16 protein-coding genes, 8 tRNA genes and 2 pseudogenes are annotated in these 23,900 nt (G+C 41.7%); 8 read left to right on the top strand and 18 right to left on the bottom strand.

Going from position 1 to position 23,900, the window contains the following annotated elements; translation table 11 throughout:
- Positions 1-155: 155 nt before the first annotated feature.
- A complete protein-coding gene (locus WH214_RS08690; protein ID WP_339421421.1) occupies positions 156-1,457 on the bottom strand; it encodes a DcaP family trimeric outer membrane transporter in 1,302 nt (433 codons plus the stop codon).
- A 592-nt stretch (positions 1,458-2,049) separates the two neighbouring features.
- Here WH214_RS08690 and WH214_RS08685 point away from each other — a divergent pair.
- Positions 2,050-2,493, top strand: a pseudogene (locus WH214_RS08685) (nitroreductase family protein); the annotation flags it as partial.
- 73 nt (positions 2,494-2,566) lie between these two features.
- Here WH214_RS08685 and WH214_RS08680 read toward each other — a convergent pair.
- Positions 2,567-3,766 (bottom strand): multidrug effflux MFS transporter, encoded by a 1,200-nt coding sequence (locus WH214_RS08680; protein ID WP_339421429.1) that lies wholly within the window; start codon positions 3,764-3,766, stop codon positions 2,567-2,569.
- Between the two features lie 141 nt (positions 3,767-3,907).
- Between WH214_RS08680 and yccS the strand changes: the two are divergent.
- The 4 genes and pseudogenes from yccS (at position 3,908) to WH214_RS08660 (ending at position 10,440) form a co-directional block, all read left to right on the top strand.
- Positions 3,908-6,082, top strand: a pseudogene (gene yccS / locus WH214_RS08675) (YccS family putative transporter).
- 85 nt (positions 6,083-6,167) lie between these two features.
- Entirely contained in the window at positions 6,168-6,728 is a 561-nt protein-coding gene (locus tag WH214_RS08670) for a YcxB family protein (protein ID WP_004981126.1), read from the top strand.
- Between the two features lie 172 nt (positions 6,729-6,900).
- Positions 6,901-9,441, top strand: a complete 2,541-nt coding sequence (locus WH214_RS08665) for a PepSY domain-containing protein (RefSeq protein ID WP_445206360.1) — start codon at positions 6,901-6,903, stop codon at positions 9,439-9,441.
- Positions 9,442-9,660: 219 nt separating this feature from the next.
- Entirely contained in the window at positions 9,661-10,440 is a 780-nt protein-coding gene (locus WH214_RS08660) for a YdcF family protein (RefSeq protein WP_339422939.1), read from the top strand.
- Between the two features lie 17 nt (positions 10,441-10,457).
- On the opposite strand, the gene WH214_RS08655 is transcribed toward WH214_RS08660, so the two are convergent.
- The 11 genes from WH214_RS08655 to WH214_RS08605 form a co-directional block, all read right to left on the bottom strand.
- On the bottom strand, positions 10,458-10,919 hold the full coding sequence (locus tag WH214_RS08655; RefSeq protein ID WP_004694470.1) for a DUF2750 domain-containing protein: 462 nt from the start codon (positions 10,917-10,919) through the stop codon (positions 10,458-10,460).
- A gap of 85 nt (positions 10,920-11,004) precedes the next feature.
- A tRNA-Val gene (locus WH214_RS08650) sits at positions 11,005-11,080 on the bottom strand.
- A gap of 88 nt (positions 11,081-11,168) precedes the next feature.
- Positions 11,169-11,245: transfer RNA gene (locus tag WH214_RS08645), tRNA-Asp, on the bottom strand.
- Positions 11,246-11,295: 50 nt separating this feature from the next.
- Positions 11,296-11,371: transfer RNA gene (locus WH214_RS08640), tRNA-Val, on the bottom strand.
- 64 nt (positions 11,372-11,435) lie between these two features.
- Positions 11,436-11,512, bottom strand: a tRNA-Asp gene (locus WH214_RS08635).
- A gap of 11 nt (positions 11,513-11,523) precedes the next feature.
- Positions 11,524-11,599, bottom strand: a tRNA-Val gene (locus WH214_RS08630).
- A gap of 41 nt (positions 11,600-11,640) precedes the next feature.
- Positions 11,641-11,717: transfer RNA gene (locus tag WH214_RS08625), tRNA-Asp, on the bottom strand.
- 49 nt (positions 11,718-11,766) lie between these two features.
- Positions 11,767-11,843 (bottom strand) — tRNA-Asp (locus WH214_RS08620).
- 25 nt (positions 11,844-11,868) lie between these two features.
- A tRNA-Val gene (locus tag WH214_RS08615) sits at positions 11,869-11,944 on the bottom strand.
- Positions 11,945-12,249: 305 nt separating this feature from the next.
- On the bottom strand, positions 12,250-12,753 hold the full coding sequence (elsL, locus tag WH214_RS08610; RefSeq protein WP_339421436.1) for a cell wall-recycling L,D-carboxypeptidase ElsL: 504 nt from the start codon (positions 12,751-12,753) through the stop codon (positions 12,250-12,252).
- Positions 12,753-13,145 carry a YbaN family protein gene (locus WH214_RS08605; RefSeq protein ID WP_148826485.1) on the bottom strand — a complete coding sequence of 131 codons (393 nt, stop codon included), beginning with the start codon at positions 13,143-13,145 and terminating at the stop codon, positions 12,753-12,755. Before WH214_RS08605 ends, elsL begins: the two co-directional genes overlap by 1 nt.
- Before the next feature lie 97 nt (positions 13,146-13,242).
- Between WH214_RS08605 and WH214_RS08600 the strand changes: the two genes are divergently transcribed.
- From WH214_RS08600 to dapE, 3 genes are all read left to right on the top strand, one after another.
- The gene (locus WH214_RS08600) at positions 13,243-14,121 is read left to right on the top strand and encodes a DUF1853 family protein (RefSeq protein WP_339421439.1); all 879 of its coding nucleotides are present in this window, start codon (positions 13,243-13,245) and stop codon (positions 14,119-14,121) included.
- Positions 14,122-14,277: 156 nt separating this feature from the next.
- Positions 14,278-14,424: an entericidin A/B family lipoprotein gene (locus tag WH214_RS08595; RefSeq protein ID WP_126035781.1), complete on the top strand. Its 147-nt coding sequence runs from the start codon at positions 14,278-14,280 to the stop codon at positions 14,422-14,424.
- A 116-nt stretch (positions 14,425-14,540) separates the two neighbouring features.
- The gene (dapE, locus tag WH214_RS08590) at positions 14,541-15,674 is read left to right on the top strand and encodes a succinyl-diaminopimelate desuccinylase (protein WP_339421445.1); all 1,134 of its coding nucleotides are present in this window, start codon (positions 14,541-14,543) and stop codon (positions 15,672-15,674) included.
- A gap of 65 nt (positions 15,675-15,739) precedes the next feature.
- Here dapE and WH214_RS08585 read toward each other — a convergent pair whose 3' ends face one another.
- The 5 genes from WH214_RS08585 to WH214_RS08565 form a co-directional block, all read right to left on the bottom strand.
- The gene (locus WH214_RS08585; RefSeq protein ID WP_339421447.1) at positions 15,740-16,195 is read right to left on the bottom strand and encodes a hypothetical protein; all 456 of its coding nucleotides are present in this window, start codon (positions 16,193-16,195) and stop codon (positions 15,740-15,742) included.
- Positions 16,196-16,199: 4 nt separating this feature from the next.
- Positions 16,200-20,699: a hybrid sensor histidine kinase/response regulator gene (locus WH214_RS08580; RefSeq protein WP_339421449.1), complete on the bottom strand. Its 4,500-nt coding sequence runs from the start codon at positions 20,697-20,699 to the stop codon at positions 16,200-16,202.
- 165 nt (positions 20,700-20,864) lie between these two features.
- The gene (locus WH214_RS08575) at positions 20,865-22,937 is read right to left on the bottom strand and encodes a methyl-accepting chemotaxis protein (protein WP_332477647.1); all 2,073 of its coding nucleotides are present in this window, start codon (positions 22,935-22,937) and stop codon (positions 20,865-20,867) included.
- Between the two features lie 50 nt (positions 22,938-22,987).
- Positions 22,988-23,524, bottom strand: coding sequence for a chemotaxis protein CheW (locus tag WH214_RS08570; protein WP_004694490.1), 537 nt, complete (start codon positions 23,522-23,524; stop codon positions 22,988-22,990).
- 5 nt (positions 23,525-23,529) lie between these two features.
- Positions 23,530-23,898 (bottom strand): response regulator, encoded by a 369-nt coding sequence (locus tag WH214_RS08565; protein WP_004694491.1) that lies wholly within the window; start codon positions 23,896-23,898, stop codon positions 23,530-23,532.
- Positions 23,899-23,900: the final 2 nt, after the last annotated feature.

The following is a 23,900-nucleotide window of genomic DNA, read 5'->3' as shown; positions in this document are numbered from 1 at the left end:
TTTTACAATAATTTCCAACTATTTCACTTATTCTTTTCTGACTTAATACTTAAGTCTATATTCAAAATGTATTTAGTCTGTATAAATTTCCCTACTCAAACAAAACAGGAGCCTAAAGCTCCTGTTTTTTAAACTACAACTATTTCATCACATGATTAGAAGCTGTATTTCGCCATTAAGCCAACACGGTTGTCTTTGTAGCTATCACCAGCAAATGTATCACGTTTACCATTGATATATTCAACACCTAGGTCCAATGGCTTAACTGGTGAATAGATGAAGTTAATCCATGCTTGGTAAACTTCTTCATTTGCTGTTGGATTTAAAGTTGCATAATCTGTGCTGTCATCTGCAAATAGAGCGCCATACGCTAAAGTCGAGCGTAATTTTTCGTTGAATTTATACGTACCACCAACTTGCACACCAAACGCTTCATTTTGCTCGATATTGCCATTTGCAGGATCTACATAAAATGCCGTGTTGCTTCCGTATAAGTAGTTGCTATTGCCCTGTACATAAGACACATCAGCACTGAGTTTTAACGGATCAATCACTTGATAGTTCACACCAGCAGCAATACCCCAACCTGTTTTATCATCACCCGATTCTTCAGATTTGTATTGCTCGACTAAACCACGTACAGATGCATTGGCTTTACCATCTGCAAAACCTTGCGTTAATTTCGCAGTTAAAACTGGCAAGCTATATTTCACATCAGATGCAACATTTTTACTGTCCGTAGCATTCCACTGTGTCGCAGAACTGTTGCCCTCTTCTGCAGCAAGGAATAATTTGGTTGCTGGCGCTAAATTAAAGCCATAACGTACTTGTGGAATACGTGTTGTACCGCCACCCACGTTCGTGCCGAAATCAATCATTTCTGGCGCATGGTTAGACAAGAAGTTAGATGTGGTTTGACCAAATAGCCAACTGTTATAAGTCAAATACGCATGACGAATACGAAGGGCTTCATTTGTTCCAGCAAAGTCCACTTCTACTTTACCGCCAAGTTTGTTATCACCACCAACATTGGTATTAAAGTCTAAACCTAAACGCGTGGTTTTCGCTGTTGCACGCAGTTTATCTTTAGTTTGGCCATCTGAGCTTGCAACTTTGTTGAAGTCGTCATCCGCACCTTCAATAATGTAGTTTGCATCGCCACGAACAAAACCATACAGGTTAATGTCTGCGCCAGACTTAGATTTGAACGAAGACAGTGGAGATTCAGCTTTTACAGGAGCTGGCTGTGTTTTCACCTGTTGAATCTGAACTGCTTGTTGTTGTTGAACTTGTTGCTGTTGTTGCATCAATGCTTTTAGCTCTGCAACTTCGGCACGTAGCTGAGCGAGTTCTTGTTGTTCTTTGGTTGCAGCATGAGTTGTTGTCATCATCAGAGCAGCCACACTAAGTGCTAGGCTTTGAGCGATAAATGGCTTTTTATTGAGGGCTAAACGCATACACAAACTTCCTTTATTACATTGTTAATGGTGAATCAAAAATTCCATTTCATTAAAATTTTTTGCACAAAAGACCACTCCGTTTTGGTCTTTTCATATGCAAAGTAATCTTATAAAGATGAAAAATCGCACATTTCGATGTTTTAAGATATGACCTTTTATTACTCTTGCCACTAAAGTCTAATGCCAGCAATTTTGAACGATAATTGATGCTATTCGCGATTGGCTTTGAAGCATCAAATTACAATTTAGCCAGACTTTTGCAATAATTAAGTAACAATTCTTCATATTTTCTTAAATATAGACTGAGTTTTATTTGAGATCTATACTTTTTTCTTATAACTAAAGTCTTAGTCTAATAGATAGCCACCTATGCCCAATGATGGGTTAAAATCACAGCTTTGCACCAAAAAAGCCTAACTATTCAGACGATTATTGAGCATGATAAATAAAATATCCCCAAGCACGAATACACGGTTATGGCAAATAGATGTGCTCATAGGAAAACTCCTAACAAAATGTTTGAGCAAACCCGTCAAACTCAATTTAGACCGTCTGAACATCCTGAAAAAACATCGAACAACAAAAAAGTTTTGTATTTTATCCAGAAAAATGGATTTCGCCTTTTATTGAGCGCCGCCGTGAAAATGGTTGGGGAGTGTATGACTTGCTTAATATTCAAAAAGGTGAAAAAGCGAAAATCGCACAGCAGCAATCACGTAATGACTAATTTTTTTTACGCACCTGTCGAACTATTCTTCACAGTCAATCAAGCCATGGGCATCGGCGCGAAAATATTTCCATATGATGCAAAATGTCATGCTTTGCAGCCAAAGCACGAGACTCAGGCACTTGCTTACAAGCTGCATAGAATCATTTTCATGCTCTCGTGCTGAATACACTTGGTGCTGCACAATTTGAAGAATTGGTCTGCAGTGTGGCACTGGGTTATGGGGATCCTGAGCAGATCGTCAATCACTTTATAACACCACGCGTATCAGTTGAAGATTTTGCAGTATTATTAAATAATGACTAAGATTTAAAGCATTCATTTAAATAAAAAAAAGACTAAAATGAGTCTCTTTTTTATATAGTCACGACTTCAGTTTTTAGGCTTTTTCGTGCTCAAGCTTAAACACATAATACAAAGCCAAAGCCACAAAAATAGCCATGACAATGGCCATATTCAAAAGTGCCGACCAGAGTAGAAAATTAAGAATCACACCACAAAGTAGACCACAACCAAATTGCATACTGCCCATAATCGCACTGGCCGTTCCTGCCCGTGCACCCTGCTCAGACATTGCAATCGCCATGGCATTTGGCCCTGTAAAACCGATTGCTGCGACAGCGAGAAACATCCCTGCACATACGATATATAAGGGCGCATGCGTCATGCTACCCGCTACCAATAGCAGCCCCACACCAGCCAGTTGCAAAAAACTGCCTAATTTTAAGCGCTGAAAAACACTTAACTTTTGTGCCAGACGTTTATTTAAAGTCGAGAACAGCATAATTCCAACTGCATTGGCACCAAAGGCATAGGCAAAAACTTGCTGACTTAAGCCGTAACCATCCATCAGAATGGCAGCAGAAGCACTGATATAGCAAAAGAGTACAGCCCCAGCAAAGCATCCAACAAACATCGGGCGTCTAAAGCTCGAATCTTGCAGAATCGCTCCGTAGAGGTTTAAAACTTGGTTAAAGTTAAGCTTTAAACGACGCTTCGGGTCTAAAGTTTCTTCAAAGAAAAAATGTACGCAACACAAACTTCCCAAGCCAACGACCATCAAAAAGCCGAAAATACTATGCCAACTACTGAAACTCAGTACCAGCGCGCCTAAACTCGGTGCAATAATCGGCGCGATGGTGGTCACAATCATCATACTGGCAAATGCTTGGGCTGAGGCTTGCATATCTAAACGGTCACGAATCGCAGCTCGAGCAATCACCACACCTACACAACCGCCTAAGGCTTGTAAAACCCGAGCGGCAATGAGACTCCACTCACTGTTTGCAAACACACACAGTAAACTGGCAATAATGTAGAGACTCAGTCCAAAATACAGCGGTTTTTTCCGCCCAATTCGGTCACTTACTGGCCCATAAATCAGTTGTCCAATAGCCAAGCCTAAGAAGTACGCAGGTAAGCTGTTGGCCACCATTTGTGTGCTTACCCCGAAATCATCTGCCATTTGTGGCAAAGCGGGTAAATACATATCAATAGACAGTGGACCAAGCGCAGTCAGTGAGGCAAGTAAGAGAATCCAAGCGTTGGAATAGACCGCTTTTTCCTGTGTAGTCGACATAGGATTAATTTATGTTTTGGAAAGAGAGTTTGCAGACAAGTTTACACGCTCCATAGTATGATTTATACCAGAGCAGGTGAAATTTCACATATTCTCATATTTGAAAATTGTCCAACCCTAAGCGACAAACAAAGGTGCCCTTTGAAAGCATGGCTGACCAGTCTAAAACAGGCTACTTATAATACAACCTTCATGTATAACCTCCGCATGGTCATTACTTTTGCAGGGACTGCTTTTGTTCCATATTTTATGGGTTTTCAACTGGCAACTATTCCGCTAACACTCGGCGCAGTTGCTGCAGGTTTAAGTGATATTGATGACCGCTTTTCCGTGCGAATCATGAATTTAATTTTTACCTATATTGGCTTTTTCATTACTGCAACGTCGATTTACTTTTTATTTCCGCACCCAATTTTATTCGCACTGGGTCTAATAGTTTCGTGTATTGGTCTGATTTTACTGGGCTCACTGGGACGTCGTTATGCCACCATTTCCTATGGTTGCTTAGTGGTTTCCGTTTACTCCATGCTCGGTGTCGGACTTTTTGACAACTGGTATACACAACCATCTCTGCTGGTGATTGGAGCAATTTGGTATAGTATTATTTCAACCATCAGTTTTCTGCTCTTTCCCGTTCGTCAGGTACAAGACAATCTATCGAAGTGTTATTCCTCACTCGCCGATTTTCTGTTTGCCAAATCCAACCTGTTTGATGTTGATATGACAGCTAACAGCTATCAACAGAGCATGATTGAACTGTCGTTGGAAAATGGTAAATTAATTGCAATTTTCAACGATATGAAAACCGCCCTACTCACCCGATTAAAAGGTGATCGTGGACAACGAGATACCCGTCGCAGTCTGCAATATTATTTTGTGGCACAAGATATTCACGAGCGTGCAGATTCAGCACATATTGATTATCAAAAACTGGCGAAAATTTTTCAACACAGCGATATCTTATTCCGCTTTCAACGAATTTTATCTATACAAGCTAAAGCCTGTAAGGACTTAAGCAGCAGCATCTTAAACCGTCAAACCTACACCCATAATAAACGCTTTAAACATGCTTTTGAAAACCTCCGTTTATCATTAGAAAAGCTCAGAGACGAACAACAATATGACCAAATTTGGGTCAATGCTCTGTTTTCACTGTATCAAAACTTAAAGTCGATTGATGCACAGCTACGTAACTTAGAAACTGAACGCAATATTAAACTCGATAAAGCTAAGCATATCGAAAGCCAGCTCAAAGATGATGACCTGAAAGGCTGGGATGACATTAAGGTTCGGATTAAACAACATCTCACCCCCGAGTCAGTTTTATTTAGACACGCGATTCGTCTGTCTATCGTGCTATTAGTTGGATATATCTTTGTTCAAGTCACTAACATTGAATATGGGTACTGGATTCTACTTACAGCACTCTTTGTCAGTCAGCCCAATTTCAACGCAACCAAACGTCGTTTACGTTTACGTATCGTAGGGACGTTGGTCGGAATCATTTTAGGGTATGCCGTATTGTACTTTGTACCTTCGATTGAAGGACAACTTCTCGTATTGGTTATCAGCGGGGTACTTTTCTTTGAGCTTCGCAGTAAACAATACGCTCAAGCCACCGCTTTCATCACCATCTTGGCGCTGATTAATTTCAACTTAGATGGTATGGGATATGAAGCTGCCCTTCCGCGCATGATGGATACCTTAATTGGCTGCGGACTAGCATGGTTAGGCGTGAGTTTCATTTTCCCTGACTGGAAGTTCCGTCGCCTACCCCGCACAATTTATCGTTCGCTTTCCGCTCAATGTGATTATTTAGCTGAGGTGATTGAACAGTATAAGTCTGGACGCAACAATGGCCTGAATTATCGTGTGGTCCGTCGTGCCGCACACAATACTGATGCCGAGGTTGCTTCACTCATTTCCACTTTAGCCACCGAACCCGACTTTGACCCAACGCAAAAGAGCTTGGCGTTTGAGTTCTTGTGTCTAAATCATACTTTTATTAGCTATATTGCAGCTTTGGGGGCTCATCGCTAAAAAATTGACGACTCAGAAATTTTAGAATTGATGGATCGCGCTTTTGACAATATCCAAGGTGCGCTCCTGCGGGATGAAATGCCTGATTTAACTGCGCAAAATATGCTACAGACCATTCGTCAGCGTTTAAGCCAAAATAATGAGGAAGATCAGAAAGCATTGATCATTTTACAACAGCTTTCGTTGATGTTTAGCATCTTGAATCAGTTTAGTCGTTTGAAGCAAAGTTTAAGCCACGAACGGGATCATGAGGCCACAGAACTGGCTTCATTATAATTTGGGTGATTTTGGAACAATATACTCACTGAAATGCTCTAAATGATGCTAAACTTTTTGCAGTTTTAAATCTGTTACTTTCACTATGACCGCGAAAAATTTATACGCTTATACTTTACAGCCTGTGACCTATGAAATCACTGAAGCTGAACAACGCGATGCTCAATTAAAAATTTGGCGTAGCACAAACAAAATTAGCATGAAAGCTTGGATCATCATGGCTGTCGTTACAGCCCTTTCGATTCTTGGCCTAATTTTACTCAAGAATTATTCAACCATCTTTTGTTGGGTCGCAATCGCCTGCGTCGTGGTTTACCTTTTAGTCCGTAAATTCGGTTTAGAATGGTATGTGAAGCGAAAAATGAATGAGTTTCCAGTTCAGGAAATTAAAGGCATTCGTTTAGGTGTACAACCTCACGGTCTGATTATGCGCCAACAAATGGGCATGCAAGAAGGTGTCGGTGCGATCGGTTGGAAAGACATCTACGAATGGTACAACACACCTGAGTTTTTGTTGATTAAATTCAAAGTGAAAGGCCAAGAAGGTGCATACATTCTGCCAAAACGCATGGATAGCAAAAACTTCTCGTTTAATACGATTCGTAAACATTTAAAAGAAACAGTCGGTGAAGCGCAGCCACTTTAAGTCCTGCCTTTCTCTTCTATAAAAAAACCTCCAACTTTTGGAGGTTTTTTATATCTTCGACTATTAAATATAAATGATAATGAGAATAAATATTAATTTCTAAATCCATATTATCTTCTCAATCTTCAGGTATAATTTCCGCACAACAAATCGCTCACCATTAAGTATCGCCATGTTTAAAAAAACATTTTTCCAAGTGCATTGGTTTTTGGGAATCACTGCGGGTCTTATCCTGTCGCTTATGGGCGTCACAGGGGCTATCTATTCTTATGAACAACAAATCTTAAAATGGATGAACCCAGACAGCTATACCGTTCATGCAATACAAAACAATAAATTAACCCCTGCTGAGCTGTATCTACATTTCCAAAAACAAGATCCTGCCATCAAAATCAATAGTATTACGATTGCTCAAGAGCCAAGCACTTCAAGTACGGTCAATATCGAGAAAGAAGGCGCACGTCGTGGTTATAACATGATGGTGAACCCGTATACTGCTGAAGTCTTACCCGAAGTTAAAGGCCGTGAGTTTTTTAACTTTATTCAACAGTTACACCGTAATTTAACTGTCGGTCCTGTCGGTAAACAAATTACTGGCGCTTGTACCCTCATGCTTATTTTCTTTGTGTTGAGTGGTCTGTACTTACGTTGGCCCAAACGTCATTCCATCAAACAATGGTTTTTTATTAAACCTAAATTGAAAGGACGCAACTTCATTTGGGATTTGCATGCTGTTGTTGGTACTTGGGTGGTGATTTTTTATCTGATCTTGGCCTGTACAGGACTGTACTGGTCTTATGATTGGTGGCGTGATGGCATGTTTAAAGTTCTTGGTGTTGAGCGCCCACAAGCCCAAATGCAAGAAGGACCCCGTCCAAATGCTGGTACAGCTCAAGGCCCACGTGGCGAACAGGCTGGTGCTCGTGGTGGAGAATCACGTGAGCAAGGTCGTGGCGGCCCACAAGGTGAGCACACTGCACGTGGCGAACGTGGCCAAGGCGAACAACATGGTGAGCGTAAAGGCTTATCTCCAGAACAAGTACAAATTGCTTTAACCCAAACATGGACAGGATTTAACGCACAAGTTGGTCGAGACTATTCAACCCTGACCCTAAATATTCCGAAAAAGCCCGATGGTACACTTGAGCTTTCATTTGTAGATGCAATTCCACAACATGAGCGAGCGCGAAATTCAGCGGTCTTCAATTATCAAACTTCGCAAATTGAAAAAATGGAGTTGTATGAGCAGAAGAAGCTGAATGAAAAAATCATGAGCAGTATGCTTCCTGTGCACCGTGGTAGCTTCTTTGGCCCAATTTATCAATTCTTTGCCATGTTTGCATCACTGATGATGCCACTGTTCTTTGTAACCGGTTGGATGCTGTATCTAAAACGCCGTAAGCAGAAGAAACTCACTCAGCAAGCCCGTGGTGGAGCTTTGAATGTTCCAGTTGATCCAAATACGAAACCATGGCTCATTGCTTATGCAACACAAACGGGTGTTTCTGAACAAATCGCTTGGCGTACTGCAACCAGCTTACAAGAAGCAAGACAACCTGTAAGTGTTAAAGCTGTCCAACACTTAACGCAAGATGACTTAAAAACTGCTGAACAAGTGCTTTTTGTTGCAAGTACTTATGGCACAGGTGAAGCACCTGACTTAGCTAGTAGTTTTGAAAAGAAATTTTTAAATACAACTTTGGATTTGTCACACCTTCACTATGCCGTGTTGGCTTTAGGCTCTCAAGAATATCCTGATTCCTATTGTAGTTTTGGACATCGTATTGACCGTTGGTTAAAAGCCAATGGAGCGCATGCTTTGTTTGCAACCATTGAAGTCAACAACGCAGATAGCAATGATATTCAACGTTGGAACAATGCTCTTGCCTCTGCAACCAAACTTGAGCTTCAAGCCATGAATATTGACAAAACCTTTGATCAATGGACTTTGGCACAACGTGAAGTACTCAATCCAAACAGTGTCGGAGCACATGCTTATAATATTGAGCTAAAAACCAACTTCGATGCAACATGGCAAGCGGGTGACATTGCTGAGGTTCAGCCAGGTAACAGCTCCGCACGTATCCAAGCCTTTATGCAAAAGCATCATATTGCAGCACAGAGCATCGTTGAGTCTTTAGCCATTTCAATTGAGCAAGCGCTTTGGGATAAGAACCTCAACACAGAGATTGAACCTTTTGCCAATTTGGAACATTTACTGGAACAGTTGAGCCCTTTACCTACACGTGAATACTCGATTGCAAGTGTACCAACTCAACAAGTGTTACGTTTGGTCGTGCGCCAACAGCAAGATTCAGCAGGTGAACTGGGCTTAGGTTCTGGTTGGTTAACCCAACATGCCGAGCTTCAACAACCTATCGCACTACGTATTCGTACCAATGAATCATTCCACTTGATCAATGACAACCGTCCTATCATTTGTATTGGTAACGGCACAGGCATCGCTGGTTTAATGAGTCTACTCCATGCACGTACCCGCCTAGACTATACGCAAAACTGGTTGATCTTTGGTGAGCGTCAACGTGAACATGATTTCTTCTATCAAAGTACGATTGAAGCGTGGCAAACCACAGGCATGCTACAACGCTTAGATTTAGCCTTCTCGCGAGATCAAGCAGAGAAAGTCTATGTACACCATAAACTACGTGAACAAGCCACTGAGCTTAAAACATGGGTTAAAATGGTGCCGTAATTTATGTCTGCGGTAGCATTAATGGTATGGCGAGCGATGTCGATGCTGCCCTAATTGAAATCTTAGGCGAAGAAAAATTAGATCAATTGCGTCAAGAAGGTCGTTACCGTCGTGATGTTTACTAAACACTAAGCCCGAGTAAAAAACCGAGCCACAGTGCTCGGTTTTTTCATGCGTAAATTTGCTAGAATCCATGCAAACGATAACCCACAAGCCTATATGCAAAAATCAAAAAGAGTCATTAGTTTTATTATCGGGTCATTACTGTTCGCAGACGGTTTGTATTTTGTTTTACAACTACGCTTTAATTTTGGCACCCTCTTGCCCTTATTGATTGGACTAGGTCTAATCATTTATGCACTGGCTTATCCTAAGCTTATCGCCTATATTCAAACCAATACAATCAGACAATCAATATGGCGTTGGGCTTGGGCGATTTTCTTTGTTTGGGTTTTTAGCTTAGTCATTTTCTTCGTCTTTTTAGGGTTTTCAAATCAACAAAATACCCCTCATGTCGCTGCACCCGCTATTGTAGTTCTTGGCAGTGGTCTGAAGCATGGCAAACCGAGTCCAACATTGGCCAGCCGTTTAGATCAAGCGGCAAGCTATGCCAAGCTACATCCCAACAGTATTATGGTCGTCAGTGGCGGCCTCTCCTTTCAGCAAAAAAATAGTGAAGCTGAAGCAATGCGACAATATCTGATTGATTTACACCATATCCCAGCACAGCGTATTTACACCGAAGATCAAAGCACCAGTACTGAGTTAAATCTGATCAATAGTAAAAAGATTTTAGCCAAGCAGCATATTTCTCTCCAGCAACCGATTGCTATTGTGACCAGCGATTTGCATATCCCCCGTAGCCGTGCTATAGCCATACGTCAAGGTTATCAAATGCCCATCATGATCAGCGCTCAGACACCTCTTGCCACTCGCTATAATGCATGGTTACGTGAATATTTTGCGTATTGGAGTGGTTTATTACTCAACGAATACTAAAATGGGATCATCTTGAATTAATGGAGGCGAATTGTCCGTGGCGATGGTAATTGTAATTGTTTAAATAATTCAGGTTTCTGCATTGAAAATTGGTATAAATAGTTTTTGATATCTAATAATAATTTTTCTGGTGCAACCAAGACATTCTGCCCTTCTGGGCTTAAATTCATCGAGACCGTGGTTTTTTCTGAACGTAAGAATGGAATCACTTTTTCGACTAAATCGCTAAGACCAATACTCTGGATTTCGTAGCCCGCCCAATTATCTTTCACTAAAAGTTGTGCTAAACCTTTACTCTGCCACATTGCAAAAGAACGTTGTCCAGTCGGCGTAGCACATAAAGCCCAACCATCTTGATATAAGGCAATAACATGACCTTGATGCACGATAGTTTCGATAAAAAGACGATAGATTTCAAGAGGATCGTAAGCAGTATTTTGGTTTTTAGACGCAGCTTTGCGTTGATATGGGTTTCTCATAAATCTGTCATATTTTAAAATTATTATTGCACAGAAGTGTATGAAAACAGCTTGAGATAAGCAAGGTTTTTACGATAAGGGAATATGGTGGGCGCTGACGGGATCGAACCGCCGACATTCTGCTTGTAAGGCAGACGCTCTACCAACTGAGCTAAGCGCCCTTGAGAAATAAAAATAGCGTCGCTATTTTTATGATGCAAGAAAGAAATCTTACTTGATTCCATTTACTAGCACAAGGGATCTAGAAAATGGCGCAGCGGACGGGGCTCGAACCCGCGACCCCCGGCGTGACAGGCCGGTATTCTAACCAACTGAACTACCGCTGCAACGGTAATTGCGAATGCAATTAGGGTCATTAAGCTTTACAGCTTGAATATGGTGGGCGCTGACGGGATCGAACCGCCGACATTCTGCTTGTAAGGCAGACGCTCTACCAACTGAGCTAAGCGCCCTGATTTAAGATTGTCAGTCTTAGTGTTCAAATTTAAGCTCAGGGACTTAAATTTATATTTTAAATGGCGCAGCGGACGGGGCTCGAACCCGCGACCCCCGGCGTGACAGGCCGGTATTCTAACCAACTGAACTACCGCTGCGTTGTAAAATATGGTGGGCGCTGACGGGATCGAACCGCCGACATTCTGCTTGTAAGGCAGACGCTCTACCAACTGAGCTAAGCGCCCTGATTAAGATTGTCAGTCTTAGTTTTAAACTTAAGTATAAATGGCGCAGCGGACGGGGCTCGAACCCGCGACCCCCGGCGTGACAGGCCGGTATTCTAACCAACTGAACTACCGCTGCACTTACACAAAGTCACTAATGTGGTACAAACAATATTAAAAATCTTAAGTGGCGCAGCGGACGGGGCTCGAACCCGCGACCCCCGGCGTGACAGGCCGGTATTCTAACCAACTGAACTACCGCTGCACGTAAGATCTTTAACGTAAAGGCTTGGTGGGCGCTGACGGGATCGAACCGCCGACATTCTGCTTGTAAGGCAGACGCTCTACCAACTGAGCTAAGCGCCCTTAACGTCTTTATCGTTTGTGAGGTGCATTATAGAGAATCTTTACAGGCTGTCAAACGCTTTTCGGCTTGTTTTCACTTTTTTGCAATCGAGTGATTAAAAAATAGGTTAAATGGTATAAAAACAAGTATTTTCTGTATGTTATTTAACATATTTGCGAAAATTAAAATGATTATTCGCTAAATTTCTTTTCCTCAAAATACACATTTTCTATGATTAATCCCTTCTTCTACTCAATATTCATATTTTAAATTACAGCGTTGAATACTCAATAAAATAAGCTTGCATATTTTTTAACAGCTATTTTTAGAGTTCAAGTTTATGTTCGGAAATATAAACCAGTGCATTGCAATCAATTAGTTCAAATAACTCTATGACATCCGTATTACGCATACGAATACAGCCATGCGACATCGGCATCCCCATTGGTTCGCTATCAGGTGTTCCATGAATATAGATATAACGTTGATAGGTATCGCAGCCTTCCCCGCAATTAAAGCCCTCTTCTAAACCACTCAGCCATAAAATCCGAGACAAAATCCAGTCCCGCTCAGGAAACTGCTTGGCTAAATCGGTGTCATATACTTCACCTGTCGGCTTTCGAGCAATAAAAACGGCATTTTGCGGTTGCTCAGCACCATGCTTCTCAGCAACCAGATGCCAACCTCGCGGCGTTTTACCACTATTTTCAGTTTCGCCAATGCCATTTTTCCCCGACGAAATCAGATAAAATTTATTCTTTTTAGGCAGCGTTAAAGTCTGTTCAGCCAGATCAATCAAGACGTCTGCATCAGCAATTACATAAGACATCAGTTGTCCTCTATTTGTTTTTTATCTATTACAGTATTTGGTTCTGGGCGTAACCATAACCATATTGCGACAAGCAACATGGTGGTATTGGTAAATAATTTCACTAAAAATGGTGCATTGGTCAGTAGCATGATCAGTCCACTGATCAACATCATGATACTGGCAAACCATTTCGCTTTACGTGGTACAGTTCCATTGGCACGCCATGCTCTTAACGTTGCGCCATATTTAGGATGGTTGAGTAACCAAGCATCCATTTGTGGCCAACCTTTAGATGCAGCCCAAGCGGCCAAGATCAGAAAAACAGTGGTTGGCATACCCGGCAACAGTGCACCGATAAAGCCTAGGATGACAAAGATCACCACTAAACAACGCCAAAACAACGTTTTCATACCACTTTCCTGAACACCGAATTGCGGTAGTATAAAGTGTTTTTTAATTTTATCCGTTGTCCTTCTGCATATTTAGCTTCTTTTTTAAGGCACTCACATGCATCTCATTTCACAGCATCAGTTGTTCGAACCTTGGCTCCAACTCAGACATCCATTGGTTCGCCAGTTAGCTTTTGCTGTAGCAAGTCCAAACATTTTGTCTGCGTTGCCGTTAGAGCTCGATATACAACATGCTTTTCATTTTCATCCCTCACAGATCTGGCAACAGCACTTTTACACCTATTTACCTCGCCTTAAACAGCTCGATCAAGGCCCTAAAGAACTTGAAGACTTTATGGCTCAACTGAAAAGTACCCGTCTGGGTCTGCGCTTTGAAATGTTCATGTGGTTTTGGTTACTGGATCATCACTATCATGCTTATGAATTATTGGGTCATAGTATCCAAATCATTGATGGTGCACGTACTACGGGTGAACTGGACTTTTTAATTAAAAATACCGAAACCAATCAAGTCGAGCATTGGGAAGTCGCGTTGAAATATTATTTAGGTGAAACAGATCTAAGCTTAACCACATGGTATGGGTTGAATCGTACTGATACTTTAAACCGAAAACTAAAACACTTTACCCATAAACAGTTTCAATTCCAGCAAGCTTTAGACACAGACATTCAAACGCGCTTTGCCGTTTTAAAGGGGCAACTCTTTCTCCCTCTAAGAAATGGTTTCACGGCAGTTGATGCTTTAAATCAATACTCCCTTCCCGATTGGCTCAATCCAGACCGTCGACTGGGCACTTGGGGTAACATCATTCCAAAGGCCGACTTGAATTACTATCGCCTACAGCGTCAAGAGTGGATTTGTCCAAATGCAGAAATCAGCAGCCAAAATGCACATTGGTGGACAAATGGACTGTACTTACAAAATCAAAACAATCAGTTTTATATGTACCGAAATCCAAATCTGATTTTAACTTGATTTTGCAGAAGTTACTTTATACAAAAATACATAACGCAACATACGCTTACTCATCTCCTGTAAAACGATGCTATTGTTTAAAGTGTTTATTTTTTAACCTTTAAAAACATCAGAACAAAATCATTTGATGACAATACCAAAATTTTGGAGAATGAAATGAAGAAAATTATTGCTAGTTCATTAGTTATGCTTTTTGTTTTAGCCGGCTGTAATACCGTCAAAGGTATTGGTGAAGATGTCTCTTCAGCAGGTAATGCTGTATCAAATACCGCTGAAAAAACCCAAGATGAAATCCGCAAGTAGTTAATATTTGCATCAAAACCTTATCCATTGATAAGGTTTTTTTATTGCTAAGTTTCGCATTCCAGAGATTAATCGCCTATTATAGTGCCGACTGTTTTATTGACTTTGAAATGCGCATGACCTCTTCTGCTACTCTCGATCTAAGCCTCCAACTTTTACGTCAGCCATCGGTTACACCTGTGGACCACAACTGTCAAAATATTATGGCTGAACGCTTAGAAAAAATTGGTTTCAACATTGAATCTATGCGCTTTGATGATGTTGATAATCTATGGGCACGAAAAGGTACTGAAGCACCTGTATTCTGTTTTGCGGGTCATACCGATGTCGTCCCTACAGGTAATTTAGACGCATGGAACTCAGACCCATTTGCCCCTGAAATTCGTGATGGCAAGCTTTATGGTCGCGGTAGCGCAGACATGAAAACAGCCTTAGCCGCGATGGTGGTTGCCTCTGAACGCTTTGTTGCAAAACATCCGAATCATAAAGGCTCAATCGCCTTCCTCATCACCTCAGATGAAGAAGGTCCATCAATCAATGGCACGGTCAAAGTGATCGAAACACTCGAAGCCCGTAATGAAAAAATGAAGTGGTGTTTGGTGGGTGAACCTTCAAGTACAGATCAACTGGGTGATATTGTTAAAAATGGTCGTCGTGGTTCACTCAATGCAGTACTGACAGTCAAAGGAAAACAAGGTCACGTGGCTTATCCACATTTGGCCATTAACCCAATTCACATGGCCTCTAAAGCTGTTGCTGAACTTTGTGATACAGTTTGGGATCAGGGCAACGAATACTTCCCTGCAACCTCGTTCCAAGTGTCAAATATTCAAGCAGGTACAGGGGCAACCAATGTCGTCCCAGGCACCATGACCGTAACTTTCAATTTCCGTTATTCAACTGAATTGACCGCTGAAGAATTAAAAGCACGTGTTTTAGAAATTTTGGATCGTCATGGTTTAGTCTACGACATTAAATGGACGCACTCAGGCTTACCATTCCTGACTCCAGTCGGTGAGTTGGTGAATGCGGCTAAAAATGCCATTCGCAATGTGACTGGTGTAGAAACTGAGCTTTCAACCTCAGGCGGGACATCAGATGGTCGCTTTATTGCACCTACAGGAGCTCAAGTACTTGAACTTGGTGTTCTCAATGCCAGCATCCATCAAATTGATGAGCATGTAAATGTCGCTGATCTGGAACCGCTTGCTGAAATTTATGAACAAATTTTAGAAGGCCTTTTGGCATAAGCGTACAAACCCACATAAAAAAGGAACTCTATTGAGTTCCTTTTTTATTGCATTCAAACTTAAGCTTAAAGCCCTAAACTCGCCTGAATTTTATTTAAATTCGGTATGTGGTAAGTCTCATCCCCCATACGCACCAGCTGGAAAATGGTGGGATCATTCACAGGGCTTTCATCATCAACAATTTCAGAAATACGCAAACGAATTGACTTCGGCATTTCATTACACATCAAAGCAAAGCGCTGAGAAGCATCATCCCCCTCAATCACTAGCGCAACGCCATCAGTTTGGTCTGGACGGTTGATGGCATAAACAGGCAGATGAAGATCATGCCATTCCACCGTTTTCACTTGCGTATCACTGTCGAGCGCTGAAAGTACAATATTTTGTGGCAAGAGCATGGGGGTTTTACCATGACATTCAATGATATAAGCATCAATAAAACCTGTTGATACCGTAATCAGGTATTGCAATTCTTGCTGACTGATTTGCTCATTCATGCTCTTTGAAACATTTGCATTCATTTATTTACCCCTGCTTTTCAGCCAATAACTGCTGAATGTTGGCAAGTAATTCTGCCTCTTGGAACGGTTTGCCCATGTAGTGTGTCACACCCAAGCTGAAAGCACGTTCACGGTGTTTTTCACCCGTACGCGATGTAATCATAATAATCGGCAAGTTCTGGTGAATTTCGTGGTGACGAACCAAGTTCGTTACTTCGAAACCATCCATACGTGGCATTTCAATATCCAGCAACATCAAGTCTGGTTTAACACTCTCAAGCTGCTCCATCGCATCGACACCGTCTTTTGCTGTCACAATATCAAAGCCTTGGCGCTCTAATAAGCGCGATGTGACCTTACGAACCGTTACCGAGTCATCCACAATCATCACTAAACGACGCGTATCCTGATGACGACCAAAGTCACGATGATCAGCTGCATGCGTTACACGCTTGGTACTTAAAATCTGACGTGCAATGTTCTGACCATCTAAAATCAAGCATACATGACCATCACCCAAGATCGTTGCACCCGCAATTGCACCAATGCTGGCAAACTGTTGTCCAACTGGCTTCACTACAATTTGCGCACGTGAACCAATCAGCTGATCGACCAATAATGCAATGGTTTGTCCACTGTTGCCTTTAATCAACAACACCGGCAATGAATGTCCAATATTACTCAAACGTGGAATCGGCTGATTGGATAAAAACTCAGATAAATAGCGCAGTTTATAACTCACACCATCAATTTTGAATTGGTCATCTTTGCTGTGGAAATAGTGATCCAGTGCTGTTGGAGCAATACGCACAATACGATCAATCTGCGCCAATGGAATCGCATATTGTTGATCACCGGCTTTCACCATCAACGCATCACTAACCGCTACCGTAGTCGGTACGCGAATAATGAAGGTCGTACCGAATCCAATTTCCGATTCAACCGTGACATGTCCACCCAGTGCTTTAATTTCACTTTGTACCACATCAAGACCAACACCACGTCCAGAAATCTGCGTCACTTCTTTGGCCGTACTAAAACCCGGATGGAAAATAAACTGTAAGATTTCTTGTTTGTCTAGCACTTGATCGGCTTTAATTAAACCTAAATTTAGCGCTTTCGCTTTAATCGTGCTTTCATCAATACCCTTACCATCATCTTTAAAGCTGACGATAACATCTGTACCTTGACGACTAATGTTCAGTTCAATTTGGCCTGTCGCTGATTTTTTCGCAGCACTACGTTGTTCCGCATCTTCAATACCGTGGTCGATTGCATTACGTAGCATATGCTCAAACGGTGTAACCAAACGTTCAAGAATCGTACGATCTAATTCACCTTCGGTATTGTGGACAACCAATTCCGTTGGACGGTTCAAGGTTGATGCAGTCTGACGCACAATACGCTGCAAACGCGGCAACATACGTGAGAACGGTACCAAACGTGTCCGCATTAAGCTTTCTTGAATTTCCGCTTGAATACGGGATTGTTGTAATAACAAACCTTCCGCATCACGAATTTTCTCAGCCAAAGTGCTCTTAAAATCGACCAAATCCGAAGCCGATTCGGCTAAGGACTTAGACAATTGATTGAGCGATGAATATTGGTCCATTTCCAAGGGGTCAAAGTCTGCGTAGCGCGAGTTTTCAGACCCGTGCTTCGCAATAATTTGACTTTCAAGCTCGCCTTCCATTCGACGTAACTGATCCGCCAAACGCTTAATTGCAAGCTCCATCTCGTTCAACGTATTGCCGAGTTGACCTAAGTCCATCTCAATACGTGAACGGTTAATTGCATTTTCACCTGATAGGTCGATCATTTTCTCAACCAAATCAGCTGAGATACGAATCATCTCATTACCACCATCCAAATGAGTCGTTTCTTTCCACTCACCCAGCATTGCTGGCGGCTCAGTACCATCACCCTGCACAAACTCAAAACTTGGTACCGCATTAAGTAAATCAATTTGAGTTACACGCGTCGGTAATTGCGCAATCACATCCACATAATCAATAGATGCTAAGCTGTTTTTCAGACCATCATAATTACTAAAATCACGTTTGAAGATGGCTTGTTTTAACCATTCAAATGCGGTTTGCAATAATGGGTCATACACGTTTGAACTGAAATTATGTACAGCAAATTGCTCAAATGTGGTTTCTAGCTCATAAGCAATCGCACCAACGGGCTCATTCTCCGCCATACGCGCGCCGCCTTTTAAGCTGTGCGCGGCACGTTGCAATTGTAGTAACACACTACGGTCACTACGTTGTTCAGTCCACTGTTTCAGTAAGCCATCCGTAGTCGCTAAAATTTCTTCAGCTTCTTCCAAGAAGGTTTCTTCAACAATTGATAAAAGACTGGCTGCTTCTTCAACAGCGCTGACTGCTTCTTCTTGGACAAGTGACGGAGTATCCAGCTGTTCAACAACAGTAACATCAGTGTTTTCAACTACACTCGACGCTTCAGTCGCAGTTGCTGACTCAACAGCAGCTGTTTCAACTTCAATTATTCTATCTACATTAGATAAAGGTTCTTGAACTGGAGGCTGAGCCTCTTCAATTGCTGCAACGAACGTCTCAGCCAATGGTTCAGATGCTGTAGTTGTAACGACCGTACCCTCAACTAGGCTCTGAATGTTATGCAATACCTTGATGGTCGCTGTTGCTGGATAATCAACCTTCTCGGTGCGAATGACCTGAATTCGGTCTGCGACATCATCCTGTACTAAACGTATGATGCTGATCAACTGTGGCGTTGTGGCAATTTGCTGACGAATCACACGCTCATAAATAGACTCTAATTCGTGTGCAATCGAACCAATAAAAGGTGCAGAAATCATATTGGCACCACCTTTTAAGGTGTGCAAATAACGCATTAAATTATTGAGTGCTGCTGTATCATTGCCATTTTTAGACCACGTATTGAGATCCTGATCCATCCCCATCAATAATTCTTCGGCTTCTTCCAAGAAGATATCGAGCAAATCATCATCAAAATCGGTATTGGCTGTATTCGATTGCTTGTACTGATGATCCGATGCAATTTGCTGCGAAATCTGCGCAAGATCAAGGCTTGGTTGTAAAGTATTTCCAGAAACAATAGCCTCAGCAACAGGTTCAATTACCGTCGTCGAAGTCGATTCAACATCTTGCTGTACGAAGGCCATTAATTCATTCAGAACTTTATGTACATCTTCAGTCAGAATGACACGCTGACCAGCTGCTAAAGTGTCAAATAAATGGATAAATTCTTGATGTGCCTGACCAAATAACTCATATGCATAGTCTACATTGAGTAATTCTGGCTTTTCCAGTAAGGCTTGATAACCGGCATATAGCTCAGAAGTAAAGTCATGAATTCCTTGAGCAGCACGGTTATTGGTAAATTCCAGCAATTGTTTTGCTTGTTCACCTAAGTGCTGAATATATTCAGGATATTCAACCTTAGCACGCTGATCAAACTCAAACTCGGCATCAAGCAGCAGATCAATATTTAACTCGATCAGCTTCGAGACCATACCTTGTGGGTTCAGTTCATCGTCTACGTCTTCTATACTGAAACCATAGTTATCCCAAGCCGTAGTGAACGTAGCATAAATCACGTCAAGCTGTTCGTTCGTACCACGCCCAAGCACATGTAAATAGTCACGTACAAATTCAGCATATTGGGTGAGTAAAGAGATTTCCTTCGAAGTAGAAACGATCTCTTCTTGAACCAAAGTTTTAAATAGATTTTCAACTTTTGAGCTGGCATTAAAGACATGCTCAATTTGCGCCATAGACGAACTACCGCGCAATGTATGTAAAGCCCGGATTAAACCATTGTAATCTTGTACTTTGGTTTCATCTGCATTTAAGAACTGATCGATAGTCGCTAAATGGTCTTCCGCTTCTTCAATGAAGATCGCTAAAGTTTCTTCAAGGACATCATGCACTTGATCATCCTGCTCAGAAACGTCTGCAACTTGTGGCTCAGATTCAGCCACTTCGATATCGCTCAGCTCTAGTCCCGTCACGACATCATTACTATTTAGATGATTAGACAGTTGTAGCAACTCTTCTAGAGCAGGTTCTAAACTTTGATTTTGTTGTAATTGTTGTCCAATTAAAACCAATGGACGAAGATCAAGATCAATTTCCTGCACCGCTTTAAAAGTCGGATACAGTTTAAATTGATACAGTTTAAATACTGTCTTAGCAAATTTTTGAACCGTTGCTGTGAGCGGTACAGCTCCTGAAATCACACGATTTAAGGTGTCTTCAACTGCCCATGCTGTTTCACCTGCTGACTTTGCCCCTACCATACGACCAGAGCCTTTTAAGGTATGGAAGTGACGACGTATGCTCAACAAGGTTTCTTGGTGGGTCGGTTCAGCGTACCACTTTTCAAATAATGGATCTAACTCAACGAAGATTTCTTCAATTTCTTCAACAAAAATTTCAAGAATTTCTGCATCTTGATCTAGATAACTATCTTCCGGAAGCGTTGTCGTTTCAACTAAATGTTTTAATATTTCTTTCATAGCTAAGGCTTCTTGCGTTGTCAGCTACCCAAAAAAGGTGCATAAACTTCATTATAACCATCATCCCAAACCAGTCTTTTTGCGCAAACTAATTGAGTTGATGTGTATCCTGATTTTGGCATGCCACTCAAGCGATGAGCAGCATACCTCCCCCAAAGCAAGTGCTTAATCAGGCAGTTTAAAGTCTGTTACAGACTCACGTAACGCTTCCGCCATGTTCGCAAGTTCAGAGACTGAACGTGCTGTATCGAAAGTCGCAGTGGTGGTTTGTGAGGTAATTTCTTGTACGACATTCATCGTGGTTGCAATATGACCTGCAGACGCTGACTGTAGCTTTGCTGCATCCGAAATGTTTGCAATCAATTTCGCCAAATTACCCGATACGTTTTGAATCTCATCCAGTGCAACACCCGCATCCTTAGATAAGTTCGCACCGCGTACAACCTCAGACGTGGTTTGTTCCATCGAAATTACAGCTTCGTTGGTGTCGGTCTGAATGGTTTTTACCAGTGTTTCAATCTGCTTGGTTGCTGAAGCTGAACGCTCTGCAAGACGCTGTACTTCATCTGCAACTACGGCGAAACCACGACCTGCTTCACCTGCCATCGATGCTTGGATCGCTGCGTTTAAAGCCAAGATGTTCGTTTGGTCGGCAATATCGTTAATCAAGGCAACAATGTTACCAATCTCTTGCGAAGATTCACCCAAACGTTTAATACGTTTAGAGGTTTCTTGAATCTGCTCACGAATGATATCCATACCTTCAATTGAACGGTTTACAACGTTCGCGCCATTTGCAGCAATTTTTACTGAACGTTCTGCTACTACCGCTGATTCTTCAGCGTTTGAAGATACTTGGTCAATTGACATTGCCATTTCGTTAATCGCGGCAGATGCACCCGCAATTTCTTGCGCTTGGTGTTCAGATGCTTCGGCTAACTGGTTGGTAATCCCCTGCGTACTTGCCGTATATTGTGCAACCTCTTGAGAGGTTTCAGTAATACGCGATACAAGGTCACGCAATTGGTCAATTGCGAAGTTAATCGAGTCGGCAATTGCACCCGTGAAGTCTTCAGATACCGTAGCATATGAACGCAAGTCACCATCTGCAAGATCGGCAATCTCATCCAGTAAACGTAAAATCGCGTTTTGGTTACGGTCATATTCATCTTGTAGACGAGATACACGTTTTTTATCTGATTCGCCACGAAGTACAAGTAATTTAAATACACAGAATAAGAAGGCAATCAGGGCTAGAATTAGACCTAAGGCAGGAATTGCAATCGCTAAACCTGTACCACCTGACAATTTGTTCAAATTACTTAACAAAGCATCTGACTGTTCAAAAATCGATGATGACGCTTGGCGTACTTTAACGATTTGTGATGAGTTCTTTAAGACGGTTGCTGCTGCTGACTTCAGTACATCATCATATTCAGATTGAATACTGGTCAAAGAGTCACGCATTTCAGGGTCATTAATACGCTCTACACCTAAATCCGCACTGCCATTTAACTGTGCGTTTAAGTATGATGCGAAGGTTTCTGTATCTGAGCTAAAGTCATCCGCAGATTCACGCGAGTTGTCTGAACCGGTTAATACCGAACCAATTGAACGTAAAATACGTTCCGCAATAAATACTTGGTTTTTTGCAATTACGACTTGGTTGGCTGGCACATTTTGACGTGCCATTTGGTCAACCATTAAGTTGTATTCGGCCTGAATCCCCGGAATACTTTCACTAATCGCAATGTTGGTATCGTAGAGTTGGTTAATGATTTTTTGTTGTGAAGCAATTAAATCAATATTTTCAGAAACTTTTTTCCACTGTGCATCTACTTCACGCAGTGCGTCTGTGCTCGCGTGAATATCTTTTACTGTTTCTAAATTTTCAGCAAAAGACTTTTGTGATTCTGTCAGTTTTTTAATGGCGTCAGGCGTACCTGATGCTGTTGCTTCAGTTGCCTGACGCGAAATCGTTTGTGATAAAAGACGTAAATCACCCAAGCTACGGGTGAATTCGTTATTTCGAGGTACGCTATAGAATAGGTACAACAGTAAGAAAATTGCCAGTACGATACAAAATGCCGCACCCAAAATTAATGGCTTGGACTTTTCACTATCACCAAATACACGTGAAAACTGTTCCGTCTGTGATTGAAGTTTTGCTACTAAAGCATTTCCACCTGAGCGGTTACTGCTTCCATCCGTATTTTTCTTTTTAAGTTTAAAGCCCATGCAGCTTCTCCCCGATTTACGCCCTTATAATTTCGCGCGCGACAATGATATTAATTTATAAATTTTATAGATGCGTTCATATACTTTGGATTGTCTAATAAGCGACTGAATAAGAAAACATGCCATTGTTGGTTGTGTTGGTGAAAATACCCTTGGCAATATTCTTTTAAATTCCGATCTAAATCTTCATGTTTAGAAAAGAAACTTTTCTTATTAAAGTGCTGAATCCCCAGAACCTGATCTACAACTAAACCGACATAGTGGTCATTGTGACTAATACAGAGTACTTTTTGAGTCGGTGAATACGCACTGCGATGCCCTGATACATAGTGCGCTAAATCGGCAACAGAAAGTAAACGTCCTCGAATATTGGCCAAACCCACAACCCAAGGTTGAGTATTTGGCACTAAGGTATATTTCGGAGGATAAATCACCTCTGCAACTTCACCTAATGGCGCAACAAAATATTGCCCCATCATCTCAAATGCAATGCCCGACCAGCGGTTTACCTCATTTTCGTTTGAAACGTAGTTTTTATTACCACGTTTAGCAAGTCGAAGTAATTCGATAAATCCATTTGCTGCCATAGAGCTTATCCTGCGTTCAGGTGTTGCTTAATCACATCAATCAGTTGGTTTTCATCAACAGGCTTGGTTAAATAATCACACGCACCTTGACGCTTACCCCATACACGGTCTGTAGCCTGATCTTTAGTACTGACGATCACTACGGGAATGTGTTTTGTTGTTGCGCCACGCGCAATTTGACGGGTTGCTTGGAAGCCATTAACGCCTGGCATCACCACATCCATCAACACAAGATCAGGAAGTTCAGCTTGAGCCATGGTTACACCATCGGCACCATTCGACGCTTCAATCACTTCAAAACCGTGTTTCCCCAAAATTTCTTTAAAGCGGAATGTCTCTGTAGGTGAGTCATCCACAATTAAAATACGCGCCATAA

This window comes from Acinetobacter sp. MYb191 (assembly GCF_037572605.1).
Classification (GTDB): Bacteria; Pseudomonadota; Gammaproteobacteria; order Pseudomonadales; family Moraxellaceae; genus Acinetobacter; species Acinetobacter johnsonii.
The sequence above is the reverse complement of the archived record's forward strand: the minus strand, read 5'-3'. Positions and strand labels throughout refer to the sequence as shown.